The following is a 13,233-nucleotide window of genomic DNA, read 5'->3' as shown; positions in this document are numbered from 1 at the left end:
GGGGGGCTTAGCGGTAGGAAGCCTTGGTGCGGATGCGGGAGACGGCGAGCAGGACCAGCAGGGTGGCGGCCATGAGGACCACGGCCAGCGCCGATCCGGTGAAGAGGGACCCGCGGTCGGTGGCGGTGAAGACCAGCACCGGCAGCGGCGTCCAGTCCGGCGGGTAGAGCATCATCGTGGCGCTCAGCTCTCCCATGGACAGGGCGAAGCAGAGCCCGGCGGCGGCGCTCAGCGAGGGCAGCAGCAGGGGCAGCTTGACCCGGAGCAGGACGTACGAGGGGCGGGCGCCGAGTCCGGCCGCCGCCTGCTCGTACATCGGGTCGAGGCGGCGGATCGCCGCCGAGACCGACTGGTGGGCGAAGGCCGTGACCAGGACCGTGTGGGCCAGGATCACGATCCAGCGGGTGCCGTTGAGGAGCAGCGGCGGCCGGGAGAAGGCCACCAGGACGGCGAGGCCGACGACCACCGACGGCACGGCGAGCGGCAGCACGAACAGCGCGTCCAGGATCCGGCGGCCCCGGCCGCGCAGGGAGGCGGCGGCGAGCGCGGCCCAGGTGCCGAGGGTGAGCGCGAGGAGGCTCGCGGCGGCGGCGGTGACGAGGCTGGTCGTCAGCGCCTGGAGGGACTCGCCGCGGACGGCGGCCGTGTAGTGCCCGGCGGTCGGCCCGGAGGGGAAGGCGCCGGACCAGTGGGTGGAGAGGGACGCGGCGGCGATGACGAGGAGGGGGACGGCGAAGAGCGGCACGAAGAGGACCGCGAAGACGAGCCAGGAGGCCCACCGTCCGCCACGGCTATGCACCAGCACGGCGGCTCACCACCCGGTAGACGGCGTAGAGGCCCACGGAGATCGCGACGTTGACGACGGCGACGACGCAGGCGGCGGCGTAGTCGGATTCGAGGATGGCCTGGGAGTAGACGAGCATCGGGAGGGTGGTGACGCCCTTGGCGCCGGTGAAGAGGACGATCCCGAACTCGTTGAGGCACATGACGAGGACGAGGCTGCCGCCGGCCGCGAGCGCGGGCAGCGCCTCGGGCAGGATCACCTTCCGCACGATCCGGGCGGGCCGGGCGCCGAGCGAGGACGCCACCTCCAGCTGGGCGGTGTCCAGCTGGGAGAAGGCGGCGAGCAGCGGCCGCATCACGAAGGGCGTGAAGTACGTGATCTCGGCGAGGAGCACGCCCCACGGGGTGGTGAGGAAGGCGAAGGGCCCCTCGGCGGCCCCGGTGGCGCCCGTCCACAGCCCGTTGGCCATGCCGACCGTGCCGTACACGAAGAGCAGGGCGAGGGTGATGAGGAAGGACGGGAAGGAGAGGAAGACGTCGATGAAGCGGGAGACCGCCTTCGCGCCGGGGAAGGGCACGAAGGCCACGACCAGGGCGAGGGCGAAGCCGAGGACGAGGCAGCCGACGGTGGCGCCGGCCGCGAGCCACACGGTGGTGACCAGCGCGTCCCGGAAGGACGCGGAGGAGAACACCTCGGCGTAGGCGCCGGGGGCGAGCGACTCCCGGACGACGAGCCCGAGCGGGTAGAGGAAGACGAGGCCGAGGACGGCGACGGGCGGCAGGGCCCAGAGCCACTTCGGGGCCGTACGGCTCCGGGGCGGGCGGACCGTCCCGAGGACCGGCGGGGCGGTGGTGGAGGCGCTAGCCATCGCCGACCCCCGAACCCAGCAGCACGGCGTCCTCGGGCGCGAAGTGCAGGACCACCTCCGAGCCGAGCGGCGGGGTGTCCCGCAGCTCGCGGACGTCGGCCTTCACCCGGTGCCCGTCGACGTCGACGTACAGCCGGTGGGTGGCGCCGCGCCACTGGACCTCGGCGATCCGGCCGCGCAGGGCGTTGGGGCCCTCGCCGAGGCCGATGAGGTGGGGGCGTACGCAGAGGGTGGCGGTGGCGCCGGGGGCCGCGTCGCCGACCGGGACCTCCAGGGCGGTGCCGGCGAGGTCGACGCCGTCGGTCCCGACCCGGACCGGCAGCAGGTTGGCGTTGCCGACGAAGGAGGCGGTGAACTCGGTGCGGGGCCGCCGGTACAGCTCCCGCGGGGTGCCGCAGTCCCGGAGCCGCGCCTTGTCCATGACGGCGATCCGGTCGGCGAGGGTGAGCGCCTCGACCTGGTCGTGGGTGACGTACAGGATCGAGACGTCGGGGAGTTCGCGGTGCAGCCGGGCCAGCTCGGCGAGCATTCCGGAGCGGAGCTGGGCGTCGAGCGCGGAGAGCGGTTCGTCCAGGAGGAGGACGTCGGGGCGGATGGCGAGGGCGCGGGCGATGGCGACGCGCTGCTGCTGTCCGCCGGAGAGTTCGCGGGGGTGACGCTTGGCGTAGGCGCCCATCCCGGTCATCTCCAGGGCCTCGGCGACCCGGCCGGGGATCTCGGCCCTGGGGTGCTTGCGCGCCTTGAGCCCGAAGGCGACGTTCTCGTCGACCCGCAGGTGCGGGAAGAGGGCGTACTGCTGGACGACCATGCCGATGCCCCGCTTGTACGGCGGAAGGTCGGTGACGTCGCGGTCGCCGATGCGCACCCGGCCGGCGGAGGGCGTCACGAAGCCGGCGACGGTCCGCAGGGCGGTCGTCTTGCCGGAGCCGGAGGGCCCGAGGAGGGCCATCACCTCGCCGGGTTCGACGGTGAGGGTGAGCGCGTCGAGGACGGTGGTGTCGCCGTACCTGACGGTGACGCCGTCGAAGCGGATGCCGCTGGTCACGACTCGTACTCCCGTATCGCCGCCGGGAGTTCCACGACGGAGGCGAGGACGTGGGTGGCGCCGTGCGCCGTGAGCGCGGCCCCGTCGTGGGCGCCGGTCAGCACGCCCGCCACGATCCCGGCGCCCGCGCGGGCGCCGCTGAGCATGTCGTACGAGGTGTCGCCGGCGACGACCGCCCGCCGGACGTCGGCCACGGCTCCGGTGCGGAGGAAGGCGGCGAGGACCATGTCCGGGTACGGGCGGCCGCGGCCGCCGGCGTCGGCCGGGCACAGGGTGAGGTCGGCGAGGTCCCACCAGCCGAGCGCGTCGAGGATCGCGTCCTGGGTGACGCGGGCGAAGCCGGTGGTGAGGACGACCGTGCGGCCCTGCTCGCGGAGTTCGGCGACGGTCTCGGCGGCGCCGGGGACCGGAGCGATCAGGCCCTCGGAGACCAGGGCGCCGTAGGCCTCCTCGAAGGCGAGGTTGGCCTGCCGGGCGCGGGCCTCGTCGCCGCCGAGGAGGTGACGGAAGACGGAGATCTTGGACTCGCCCATGGTGGCGCGGACGTGGTCGATCATCGTGGCCGGGTCCTCGCCGAGGCGCTCGGCGGCGGCCGTGAAGGCCCGCTCGACGAGACCGTCGTCGGCGACGGTGGTGCCGGCCATGTCGAGGACGACGAGGTTCTGCTGCTTGCCGTCGGTGGTCATCTGCTTCACCAGTCCAGTTCGTTCGCGGTCTGCTCGGCGATGGCGGGCGAGCAGGTCATGCCCCGGCCGCCGGGTCCGGTCACGAGCCAGACCCCGTCCCGCACCCGCTGGCGGTGCACGACCCGGGTGGTGTCCACGCACTGCGCGTACACCCCGGCCCAGCGGCGGCGGATCGCCGGCAGCGGGCGGCCGAGCAGGGACTCGACGACGCGGACGAGGTGCTCGTAGGGGTCCTCGACGGTGTCGAAGGCGAAGGGGTGCTCGTACTCGTGGGTGTCGCCGATGGTCAGCCCGCCGTCGAGGCGCTGCACCATGAGCAGCTGCATCTTGTGGGCGGCGGCGACGGGGTCCTGCTCCTGGCCGGCGTTGAGCGCGTCGAGCGCCCCGGAGGCGTAGGCCGGGTAGTAGCGGAAGGAGTCGGCGTCGGCGACGGAGGTCGTCAGCGGCTCGCCGAGCGGGGCGGTCTGCATCATCTGGAGGCGGACGCGGCGGACGGGTACCGCGCCGGCGACCTCGCGGACCAGGCCGGAGAGCCAGGCGCCGGTGCACAGGACGACGGCGTCGCCGCTGTGCAGCTCGCCGTGGTCGTCGCGGACCGCGTGCTCGCCGACGACCTCGCGGACCTCGCGGTTCGGGAGGAAGGCGTAGCGGCCGGAGGCGAGGAGGGCCTCGCGGAGGGCGAGCTGGGCGGTGCGCGGCTCGACGGCGGCGTCCCGCTCGCACCAGAGGGCGGCGTCGAAGTCGCCGCGCAGGGCCGGGTTGACCGCCCGCGCCTCCTCGGGGGTGAGCAGCTCGTAGCCGCGCGCGGGGGCGTCCGGGCGGGCGACGGCGGCCTCGGCGACGGCCCGTTCCAGCTCGCCCCGGACGGGGGTGAGGGAGCCGATGGCCCGGAAGCCGAGGCCGGGGACGCGGGCGCCGATCCCCTCCCAGAGTTCGCGGGCGCGCAGGGCGGTGTCGAGCTCCTCGCCGCCCGCCCTGCCGCTGACCCAGATCTGGCCGAAGTTCCTCAGGGAGGCTCCGCGCGCCTCGGCCTCGCGCTCGATGTGTACGACCTCGTGGCCGCGTTCCACTGCCTGCCAGGCGTGCATGGTGCCCACCACGCCGGCTCCTACGACGATCACCTTCATGCCGTCCACGGTCGGGGCGGCGGGTGGCCCGGGACGGTCGGGCGGGCGACGGGACGGTGAACGGCCCGACAAGCTTGGACTAGACCCGTTACCTTCCCGTGATGTCGATGACCGGTCGACAGCGGGCCCCGTCCGCTCAGTCCTGGCGGCCGAGGTGGGTGGTGAAGCTGAAGCGGTCGCCCCGGTAGAGGGTGCGGACCCGCTCCAGGGGCCGCCCGTCCTCGTCGCGGGAGAGGCGGTGCAGCAGCAGCATCGGCAGGGCGGGCGGAGTGCCGATGAGCAGGGCCTCGCGCGGGGTGGCCAGCACGGTCTCGATCCGCTCGTCGGCGTCGCCGAAGGAGATGCCGAGCCGGTCCCGGAGGTAGCCGTAGAAGGACGAGTCGGGGTCGAAGTCGGAGTCGAGGCCCGGGACGCGGGCCTCGGAGACGTACGTGCTCTCCAGGCCGACCCGCTCGTCGTCGGCGAGCAGCACCCGCTCCATGTGCCAGACGGGCGCGCCGGGCTCCACGCCGACCTCGGGGGCGAGCGCCTCGGGGCAGGGGAACCGGTCGAGGGAGACGATGCTGCGGCCCGGGCGGCGGCCCTGGCGGCGGACGCCCTCGGTGTAGCTGGCGAGCGAGAGCGGCTGCTCCAGCTTGGGCCCGGCGACCACCGTGCCCCGCCCCCGCCGGCGCAGCCTGCCCTCCAGGAGCAGCTCGCGCAGGGCCTGCCGGACGGTCTCCCGCGACACCTCGTAGCGGACGGCGAGGTCCCGCTCGGTGGGCAGCGCGCCGCCCTCGCCCAACTCGTCGACGAGCACGGCGAGTCGCGCCTTCACGGCGTAGTACTTGGGCACCCGGCCGTGCTCCGGGACACCGGAGCGGACGGGGGCGCCGGGGGCGCTCGGGGCGTGGTGGTGGTTCATCCGGCGATCGTCGCAGACGGGGGTGAACGGGAGGGTGTACGCGGGGTGACCCGCGGGTTCGGGGCGGGGGGCGGTCTGTGGGGGGGAGGTGGGGTCGGGGGCGGTGCGTGGGGGGCGGGGGTCAGGGGCGGTCCGTGGGGGGAGTCGGGGGTGGAGTCGGGGGTGGTCCGGGGGCGGGGTCAGGGGCGGCGCAGGCGGCGGGCGGTGCGGGTGAGGAGGGCGCCGGCGAGGGCGAGGGCCGCCGCCCAGGGGGCCAGGGGGGCGGCCTCCTCCCGTCCCGTGCGGGCGAGTTCGGGGCGGGCCGGGTCGCCGGGGAACCGGTCGGCGGGCGGCGGCTGGGGAGGGGCCGGTCCGTCGGGCCCTGCGGTGGGTACGGGGGCGGGCGCGGCGGTGGGTACGGGGGTGGGCGCGGGGGCCGTCGGGTCCGCGGGGACGGGCGGGACGGACGGGGTGGCCCGCGCCGCGGGAGGGTCGGGCTCGGGCGGACCGATCGTGAGGCGGTAGTCGTCGGAACGGCCGACCCAGTCGCCGTCGGCGCCCCGGCGCTGGACGAGCGCGGCGTTGACCACGACCTCCTCGGGCACGGCGTCCGCCCGGAAGGCCAGCCGGACGGGGACGGTGACGGTCCGGCGGGCGGGCACGGCGAAGCCGTCGAAGCCGGTGAACGCGCCGACGCTCTCCGCCTCCTCGGTCGCCTCGAACGCGACCCGCCGCCAGCGCTCGCCGCCCGCGTCGTAGAACTCGAGCCGGATCTGCTCGGGCCGCAGCACCCGGCCCTCGTCCGCCAGGACCAGCACCGGATGCACCCCCGTGCAGGCGCTGCCGGTGGTGTTCCGCAGCTCCAGCTCCCAGGACTTGAACGCCCCTCCGGCGGGGTAGTCGGCCGGACCGTCGTGGATCCGCGTGTCGAGCGGGAACCCGGCGTCGGAGACCCGGCCGCAGGCGGGCGCGGGGGCCGGTGCGGCGGAGTCCGCGGGGGCCGCCGGGGCTGCCGGGGCCGCGGAGGCCGCCGGGGCGGGCGTGGAGAACAGGGTGCCGGCCAGGGTGACGGCCGCGGCGGCGAGGGCGCGGGCGCCGCGCGGGGTCCGGGGGGCGGGTGCCATGGGCGGATGCCTTTGCTGCTCGCGGACGTACGGCTCGCCCGCGACGCTGCCACACCGCCCGCCCCGGAACGCCCGGCGACACCGGCCGGGCCGCGACCGGCCCGCCGGATCCGCCCGATCGGCCTATGGTCAGGTGATCAGCTCTTCCGACCGGTCCGCCGACGAACCCGCTGACGAGCCCGGCGCCGAATCCGGCGGCGACCCCGTCGGCGAATCCGGCGCAGGACCCGGCGCCGCACCCGGCGGCGGAGCCAGGCCGAAGAACGGGGCCAGGGCCAGCTGGGCGGCCCCGAGGACCACGGCGTCCGGGACGGCCGTGACCTCCACGGGGGTCGGCAGCCGGAGGTCCGCCAGGACCGCGGAGACGCCGTCCGCGAAGACCTCGGGCGCCCCCAGCACCACCCGGCCGCCGAGCAGGACGCGGTCGATGTCGAGGAGCCGGACCAGATTGGCCGCGCCGGTGCCGAGGATCCGCGCGGCCCCGGGCAGCTCCCCGCGCGCCACCGCCGCCAGGCACAGCACCTCCAGACAGCCGCGCGCCCCGCAGCCGCACCGGGGCCCGTCGAGCTGGACCGTCTGGTGGCCGAGCTCGCCCGCCCCGGTCCGCTCGCCCCGCAGCGGGGCGCCGCCGACGACCAGACCGGCGCCGAGCCCCGTACCGAGGTGGACGTAGGCGAAGGAGCGGGGCGCGCCGGGCCGGACGGCGAGCCCGAGGGCGGCGGCGTTGGTGTCCTTGTCGAGCACGACGGGCAGCCCGAGCCGCCCCTCCAGCACCTCCCGTACCGCGAACCCCTCCCACACCGGCGCCCCCGTCACCCGCCCCGGCACCCCGAGCCGGTGGTCCAGGGGGCCGGGCATGGCCACCCCGACGCCCAGCACGGGGGCGGGGACGGAGCCGGGGGCGGAGCCGGGGGCGGAGCCGGGGGCGGAGCCGGGGGCGGGAACGGAGCCGGAGCCGGGGGCGGGGGGCCCGGCGACGCCGCCCTCAGGTGCGCCGTGCGCCCCGGGGCGCGGCCTCCCGTCCGGCGCGGGCGTGCGCGCCCCGGCCAGCAGCGCGCGTACGCCGTCCGTCACCGCCGCCAGGACCGGGTCCGGTCCGTCGGCCAGGGCCAGGGGGCGGCGGCGGACGGCGAGCGGGGCGCCGGTGAGGTCCGTGAGGGCGAGGGTGAGTTCGTCGCGGTCGAGGTGGACGCCGACGGCGTACGCGGCGGTGGGGACCAGCCGGAGGACCGTACGGGGCTTGCCGCCGGTCGAGGCGCGGCGGCCGGCCTCCGCGGCCAGGCCCTCGGCGCGCAGCCGGGCGGTGATCTTGCTGACGGCCTGCGGGGTGAGGCCGGTGCGCTCGGCGAGTTCGAGCCGGCTGATGCCCTCCTCCCCCGCCGTGCGCAGCAGGTCGAGCACGAGCGCCGCGTTGTGGCCGCGCAGTGCCGACAGGTTCGCGCCGCCGGGGTCTCTCCTCATCACCGTCACCGGCCCATTCTCTCCCCTGCTTGCACTTCGGCAACAGCGTTGCTTAAGTGGCGTGCATGACCACCACCCCCCTCCCCCTCCGCGTGGGCCTCGTCGGCTACGGCCTCGCGGGCTCCGTCTTCCACGCCCCCCTGGTCTCCGCCACCCCCGGCCTGACGCTCGCCGCGGTCACCACCGGCAACCCCGAGCGCGCCGCCGAGGCGCGGGCCGCCCACCCCGGCGTCCGGGTGCTCGCCCGGCCCGAGGACCTCTGGGCGGACGGCGCCCCGGAGCTGGACCTCGTCGTCGTCGCCTCCCCGAACAAGACCCACGTCCCGATCGCCGAGGCCGCCCTGAAGGCCGGACTGCCGGTCGTCGTCGACAAGCCGCTCGCCGCCACCGCCGCGGAGGCGCGCGGCCTCGCGGCGCTCGCCGAGGAGCGCGGCCTGCTGCTCTCCGTCTTCCAGAACAGGCGCTGGGACAGCGACTTCCTCACCCTCCGCCGCCTCCTGGACGAGGGCGAGCTGGGCGGGATCCAGCGCTTCGAGTCCCGCTTCGAGCGGTGGCGGCCTCAGCTGAAGGGCGGCTGGCGCGAGTCCGGCGCCCCGGAGGAGATCGGCGGCCTGCTGTACGACCTGGGCAGCCACGTCGTCGACCAGGCCCTCGTCCTCTTCGGCCCGGCCGTCTCCGTCTACGCCGAGTCGGACGTGCGCCGCCCCGGCGCGGGGGCCGACGACGACACCTTCATCGCGATCACGCACGCGAACGGCGTCCGCTCCCACCTCTACGTGAGCGCCACCGCCGCCCAGCTCGGTCCCCGCTTCCGGGTGCTCGGGCAGCGCGCCGGCTTCGTGACGTACGGCCTCGACCCGCAGGAGGCGGCGCTGCGCGAGGGGCTGCGGCCCGGCCCCGGCACGGCGTGGGGCGTGGAGCCCGAGCCGCTGTGGGGCCGGATCGGCTCCGGCGAGTCCCCGCTGACCGGCGGCGGGACGCCGGTCGAGTCGGTGCCGGGGGACTACCCGGCGTACTACGCGGCCGTCGCCGCCGCCCTGCGCGGCACCGGGCCGAACCCGGTCACCGCGCTGGAGGCGGCCGCCGCCCTGGACGTCCTGGAGGCGGCCCGGCGGTCGGCCCGCGAGGGCGTCACGGTCAGGCTGTCCCCTCCCGCCGACGGCGCCGGCGGCTGACGGCGACGAGGAGACCGCCGCCGAGCGCGAGGCCGGCCGCCGTCGCGCCCATGACGGCCTTCCCGGTGCCGGCGCCGGTCTCGGGCAGCCGGCCGCCGCCGTCGGGGCCGGGGTGGCCGCCGGTGCTCCCACCGGAGTCGTCACCGTAACCACCGTCGGAACCGCCGCCGTCGGAACCGCCACCGTCGGTCATGCCCCCGTCCGTCGCTCCCCCGTCCGTCGCTCCCCCGTCGGCGGAGTCGGTCGGGCTGGGGGTGGGCTCGGTCGGCGTGGGATCCGTCGGGGTCGGCTCCGTCGGCGTGGGGGTGGTGCCGGTCGGGGTGGGCTCGGTGGGGGTCGGGGTGGTGTCGGTCGGCGTCGGCTCCGTGGGGGTGGGGGTGGTGTCGGTCGGGGTCGGCTCCGTCGGCGTCGGGGTGGTCTCGGTCGGCGTCGGCGTGGTGGGCGTCGGCGTCGGGGTGGTGGGCGTCGGATCCTCGTCGCAGGACGGCAGGTCGCCGTCGAAGGGGTAGTTGTGGATCTCCTGGCCGCCTCCACCGCCCGGCTCGGACGCGTGGGTCAGGTCGCCGGTGGTGAAGAAGCGGCCGTTCATGCCCGGCATCGTGATGGTGGCGGTGCTGGCCTGGTTGCCGATGAGGACGCTGCCCGCGAACTGCGCGGTGCCCTCGAACTTCACCCGGGTCGCGTCGGGGAAGTTCCACAGCAGCCGGTCGCGGAGCCCCGGCAGGCCCGCGATGTAGGTGTCGACGGTCCGTTCGCCGCCGAGGAGGTTGACGAGGACGGTCGCGTTCGCGGGGATGCCCGCGAAGGAGATGCCCTGCTGCCCGCCGGACGGCGACTCCAGGTCGAAGTCGACGTTGAAGACCTGGAGCGCGGAGGCGCCGTCGCCGGTGAAGACCGTCTCGGAGCCCTTGTTGACGGCCGTTCCGGTGGGGGTGCGGGGAGTGGACGCGCCGGCCGTCGGGTACGCGTAACAGCGGCTGGCGGCGGTCAGTTCGTCGCGCAGCGCGGTGTACGGGGCGACCGCGGCGGCGTCCTTGACGGGCGCCGGGCTCACGGTGCCGGTGACGGCGCCCGCGTACAGCGTCTTGCCGGTGACGGCGCCCTCCTCGGTGAGGAGGCGCTGCCCGGGGGCGACGGTGATGTCCTTCCCTACGCTGAGGAAGGCGCTGCCGTTGTCCGGCACCACGCGCGAACCGACCCCCGCGACGCCGACGTTGTAGACCTGTGAGACGCCCGCGCGCTTGGCCTGGTCGAAGCCGCCGAGGACGACGACCTTCCCCTCGGCCTCGGCGGCGGCCTCGCGGACCAGGAAGTCGCCGCCGACGAAGACGTTGACGGCGTTGTCGCGCCACACGACGGTCCCGTTGTTGATGTCGGGGTACGCCGGCGGGCACTTGCCCGGCTTGCAGGGGCCGAGCCCGCCGGGCAGCGGGTCGGCGGCGCCGGTGACGGCGAGACCGCCGACGAGGGCGCCGGCGGCGAGGACGGCCGTCGCGGCGGAGAGGGCGAGACGCGCTCTGCGGTCGGTGACTCGTGCGGACTTCACAGGTTCCATATGTCGCAATATGCAGAAAAAGCTACGAAAATGGCGGCACCCCACGCGGGGTGCCGCCAGAATCGACGCCCTCGGAGCGGGGCGAAGCGGTGAAGCGGTGAAGCGGTACAGCAGTGAAGTGGTACAGCGGTGAACCCGTGACGGGTCAGCGAGCCGACGGCTCGACGAGTCGGCGGGTCAGGCGCTCTTGAGCTCCTGGCGCTGGCGTCCCAGGCCCTCGATCTCCAGCTCGACGACGTCGCCGGGGCGGAGGTAGGGCTTGGGCTCCGGCTGCCCCATGGCGACGCCGGCGGGCGTACCGGTGTTGATGACGTCGCCCGGGTAGAGCGTCATGAACCGGCTCACGTACCGCACGACCTCGGCGACCGGGAAGATCTGGTCGGAGGTGTGCCCGTCCTGCTTGAGCTCGCCGTTGACCCAAAGGCGCAGCGTGAGGTCCTGGGGGTCGGGCACCTCGTCGGCGGTGACCAGCCAGGGCCCGAGCGGGTTGAAGGTCTCGCAGTTCTTGCCCTTGTCCCAGGTGCCGCCGCGCTCGATCTGGAACTCGCGCTCGGAGACGTCGTGCGCGAGCGCGTACCCGGCGACGTGCGCCAGGGCCTCCTCGTCGGTCTCCAGGTAGCGGGCGGTCCGGCCGATGACGATCGCCAGCTCGACCTCCCAGTCGGTCTTCACCGAGCCGCGCGGCACGAGCACGGTGTCGTCCGGGCCGACGACGGTGTCGGCGGCCTTGAGGAAGACGACCGGCTCGGCCGGGGTGGCCTGGCCGGTCTCGGCGGCGTGGCCGTGGTAGTTCAGCCCGATGCACACGACCTTGCCGATCCGGCCGACCGGCGGGCCGACGCGCAGCCCGGTGGAGTCGCCGGAGCCGCCGTACGCGGGCAGCACTCCGGCCTCGGCGGCGGCGCGGATCCGATCGAGCGCGGCGGTGTCGGAGAGCAGGCCGCCGTCGACGTCGTCGGTGAAGGAGGACAGGTCACGGAGGGTGCCGTCCGCGTCGAGGAGGGCGGGACGCTCGGCGCCCGGCGGGCCGACTCGCAGCAGCTTCATGGTCTTCTCCCTGTGGTCGAGGTGGGCCCGGAGGGAGGCCCTGTGGTGCCCCGGCCGATGGAGTGCGGCCATCGGAGGATCGTCCGATCCTCCAAGACTCCCGTTCAGCCCGCAAGACCCCGTTCAGCCAGCGGACCCTTACGCGCGAGTAGGAACGCGCGGAGGGAGCGGCCGCCGCATGAGCAGCGCCCGCTCGACGACGGCCCAGGTGGTGCTGGTGACGAGGTAGAGGGCGACGGCGAGCGGCACGACGGCGACGGTCACGACGGTCCCGAAGGAGAGCAGCGGCAGGAACCGGCCCAGCGCCGCCGCGTCCCCTCCGGCCCGCGCCCGCCCGGAGGCCGCCGCCTGTGCCGTCTCCCGGCGGGTCCTGAGGTACTGGTACGCGGCGACGGCGACGGCCACGGCGAAGAGGGCGAGGTAGACGAGCCCGGCCGGACCGAAGGGACCGCCGTCGCCGAGGGCCCCGGACCAGCGGCCGTCGAGGGGCGCGGCGAACAGCCGGTGCCCGCCCGTCCGGTCGCCGGAGGAGAAGAGCGAGTACAGGAGGAGGAACGCGGGCACCTGGAGCAGGCTCGGCAGGATCCCCGCGAACGGCGAGACCTTCTCCTGGGCGTGCAGGTCAAGGATCGCCCGCTGGAGGCGCTCCGGCCGGCGCTTGTGCTTCTCCTGGAGCTCGGCGATCCGGGGCGCGAGCCGCACCCGGGCCTGCTGCCCCCGCACGGCGGCGCGGGAGAGGGGGTGGACGGCGATCCGGACGAGCACGGTGAAGAGGACGACGGCGAGGGCGGCCGAGGAGTCGGCGGCGAGCGGCTGGAGCAGCCCGGCGAGCCGGTCGACGAGCGCGGAGAAGGCGTCGAGAAGCGGGGACGGAAAGACGGACATGGGAACCCTCCGGGGTTCGTCGTGCCGGGGATGGGATGGTGCGTCTCGGCATGACGGACCGCGCGAAGGCGTCTCGCGGGGCGGGCCGCGGGGTGCGGTGACCCGGCGGCGGGCCGCGGGGTGCGGTGACCCGGCGGCGGGCCGCTGTGGCGGGTCAGGGACGCAGCGGTGCGGCGCCGCGCGTGACGCGGCGGTACGGCGCTGCGGGTGCCACGGCGGTGCGGGTGCGGGAACGCCTACGCGGTCGTCGGGAGGGAACGCCCGGGCGCCCGGGGCCGGCTCCGGCCGGCGGCGTCGGGATCGCGCTGCGGGAGGAAGGCCGTACGGCGGGCCCGGTCGCGCAGCGCGGTGCGTACGCGCGTCGACGGCACGGTCGGAGCCGTACGGGCCCCGAAGAAGCCGCAGGCCACGGCGGAGACGGCGAGGACGACGGCCCCGCCGACGGAGCCGTCCGCGAGCGCGAGCCCCGCGAAGGCCACCAGGAGGAGCACCGGGAGCAGAACGAGGGGCGCGACGCGCCGCAGGACCGGACTCCCGCTCACCGCACCCCCCCTTCCCCGTACTTCACTGTCCGTCGGGTAGGACGAACGGCC

13 protein-coding genes are annotated in these 13,233 nt (G+C 75.7%); 1 reads left to right on the top strand and 12 read right to left on the bottom strand.

The annotated features are described in order from the left end of the window. Positions 1-7: 7 nt before the first annotated feature. From ACF1ED_RS24290 to ACF1ED_RS24255, 8 genes are all read right to left on the bottom strand, one after another. The gene (locus tag ACF1ED_RS24290) at positions 8-805 is read right to left on the bottom strand and encodes an ABC transporter permease (protein WP_391763757.1); all 798 of its coding nucleotides are present in this window, start codon (positions 803-805) and stop codon (positions 8-10) included. After that, positions 792-1,652, bottom strand: a complete 861-nt coding sequence (locus ACF1ED_RS24285) for a 2-aminoethylphosphonate ABC transporter permease subunit (protein ID WP_391763755.1) — start codon at positions 1,650-1,652, stop codon at positions 792-794. Before ACF1ED_RS24285 ends, ACF1ED_RS24290 begins: the two co-directional genes overlap by 14 nt. Continuing rightward, complete coding sequence (locus ACF1ED_RS24280; protein WP_391763753.1) at positions 1,645-2,697, bottom strand: ABC transporter ATP-binding protein; 1,053 nt, start codon at positions 2,695-2,697, stop codon at positions 1,645-1,647. The genes ACF1ED_RS24285 and ACF1ED_RS24280 overlap by 8 nt, the downstream gene beginning before the upstream one ends. Next, positions 2,694-3,383 carry a phosphonatase-like hydrolase gene (locus ACF1ED_RS24275; protein WP_391764050.1) on the bottom strand — a complete coding sequence of 230 codons (690 nt, stop codon included), beginning with the start codon at positions 3,381-3,383 and terminating at the stop codon, positions 2,694-2,696. The genes ACF1ED_RS24280 and ACF1ED_RS24275 overlap by 4 nt, the downstream gene beginning before the upstream one ends. A 5-nt stretch (positions 3,384-3,388) precedes the next feature. Further along, positions 3,389-4,510 carry a TIGR03364 family FAD-dependent oxidoreductase gene (locus ACF1ED_RS24270; RefSeq protein ID WP_391763751.1) on the bottom strand — a complete coding sequence of 374 codons (1,122 nt, stop codon included), beginning with the start codon at positions 4,508-4,510 and terminating at the stop codon, positions 3,389-3,391. Between the two features lie 136 nt (positions 4,511-4,646). Beyond that, entirely contained in the window at positions 4,647-5,414 is a 768-nt protein-coding gene (locus ACF1ED_RS24265; RefSeq protein WP_391763749.1) for a GntR family transcriptional regulator, read from the bottom strand. A gap of 179 nt (positions 5,415-5,593) precedes the next feature. Continuing rightward, on the bottom strand, positions 5,594-6,517 hold the full coding sequence (locus ACF1ED_RS24260) for a hypothetical protein (RefSeq protein ID WP_391763747.1): 924 nt from the start codon (positions 6,515-6,517) through the stop codon (positions 5,594-5,596). A gap of 129 nt (positions 6,518-6,646) precedes the next feature. Continuing rightward, positions 6,647-7,978, bottom strand: coding sequence for an ROK family protein (locus ACF1ED_RS24255; protein ID WP_391764048.1), 1,332 nt, complete (start codon positions 7,976-7,978; stop codon positions 6,647-6,649). A 65-nt stretch (positions 7,979-8,043) separates the two neighbouring features. On the opposite strand from ACF1ED_RS24255, the gene ACF1ED_RS24250 reads away from it, so the two are divergent. Continuing rightward, entirely contained in the window at positions 8,044-9,153 is a 1,110-nt protein-coding gene (locus ACF1ED_RS24250; RefSeq protein ID WP_391763745.1) for a Gfo/Idh/MocA family oxidoreductase, read from the top strand. Here ACF1ED_RS24250 and ACF1ED_RS24245 read toward each other — a convergent pair. From ACF1ED_RS24245 to ACF1ED_RS24230, 4 genes are all read right to left on the bottom strand, one after another. Then, positions 9,116-10,708, bottom strand: a complete 1,593-nt coding sequence (locus ACF1ED_RS24245) for a choice-of-anchor A family protein (protein WP_391763743.1) — start codon at positions 10,706-10,708, stop codon at positions 9,116-9,118. The two genes, ACF1ED_RS24250 and ACF1ED_RS24245, sit on opposite strands and share 38 nt — an antisense overlap. Positions 10,709-10,885: 177 nt before the next feature. Beyond that, positions 10,886-11,755 carry a fumarylacetoacetate hydrolase family protein gene (locus tag ACF1ED_RS24240; RefSeq protein WP_391763741.1) on the bottom strand — a complete coding sequence of 290 codons (870 nt, stop codon included), beginning with the start codon at positions 11,753-11,755 and terminating at the stop codon, positions 10,886-10,888. A 138-nt stretch (positions 11,756-11,893) separates the two neighbouring features. Then, positions 11,894-12,640 carry a YidC/Oxa1 family membrane protein insertase gene (locus ACF1ED_RS24235; protein WP_391763739.1) on the bottom strand — a complete coding sequence of 249 codons (747 nt, stop codon included), beginning with the start codon at positions 12,638-12,640 and terminating at the stop codon, positions 11,894-11,896. 236 nt (positions 12,641-12,876) lie between these two features. Then, entirely contained in the window at positions 12,877-13,182 is a 306-nt protein-coding gene (locus ACF1ED_RS24230) for a DUF6412 domain-containing protein (protein ID WP_391763737.1), read from the bottom strand. Positions 13,183-13,233 lie beyond the last annotated feature (51 nt).

The sequence above is a fragment of the Streptomyces sp. NPDC014656 genome (assembly GCF_043084305.1).
Lineage (GTDB): Bacteria > Actinomycetota > Actinomycetes > Streptomycetales > Streptomycetaceae > Streptomyces.
This window is presented reverse-complemented; position numbering and strand designations above follow the sequence as displayed.

What these genes read in the sequence shown, in the direction of transcription:
- ACF1ED_RS24265 (WP_391763749.1), bottom strand. Translation starts at nt 5,414, where the DNA reads ATGAACCACCACCACGCCCCGAGCGCCCCCGGCGCCCCCGTCCGCTCC.
- ACF1ED_RS24255 (WP_391764048.1), bottom strand. Translation starts at nt 7,978, where the DNA reads ATGAGGAGAGACCCCGGCGGCGCGAACCTGTCGGCACTGCGCGGCCAC.
- ACF1ED_RS24270 (WP_391763751.1), bottom strand. Translation starts at nt 4,510, where the DNA reads ATGAAGGTGATCGTCGTAGGAGCCGGCGTGGTGGGCACCATGCACGCC.
- ACF1ED_RS24260 (WP_391763747.1), bottom strand. Translation starts at nt 6,517, where the DNA reads ATGGCACCCGCCCCCCGGACCCCGCGCGGCGCCCGCGCCCTCGCCGCC.
- ACF1ED_RS24235 (WP_391763739.1), bottom strand. Translation starts at nt 12,640, where the DNA reads ATGTCCGTCTTTCCGTCCCCGCTTCTCGACGCCTTCTCCGCGCTCGTC.
- ACF1ED_RS24250 (WP_391763745.1), top strand. Translation starts at nt 8,044, where the DNA reads ATGACCACCACCCCCCTCCCCCTCCGCGTGGGCCTCGTCGGCTACGGC.
- ACF1ED_RS24240 (WP_391763741.1), bottom strand. Translation starts at nt 11,755, where the DNA reads ATGAAGCTGCTGCGAGTCGGCCCGCCGGGCGCCGAGCGTCCCGCCCTC.
- ACF1ED_RS24245 (WP_391763743.1), bottom strand. Translation starts at nt 10,708, where the DNA reads ATGGAACCTGTGAAGTCCGCACGAGTCACCGACCGCAGAGCGCGTCTC.
- ACF1ED_RS24285 (WP_391763755.1), bottom strand. Translation starts at nt 1,652, where the DNA reads ATGGCTAGCGCCTCCACCACCGCCCCGCCGGTCCTCGGGACGGTCCGC.
- ACF1ED_RS24275 (WP_391764050.1), bottom strand. Translation starts at nt 3,383, where the DNA reads ATGACCACCGACGGCAAGCAGCAGAACCTCGTCGTCCTCGACATGGCC.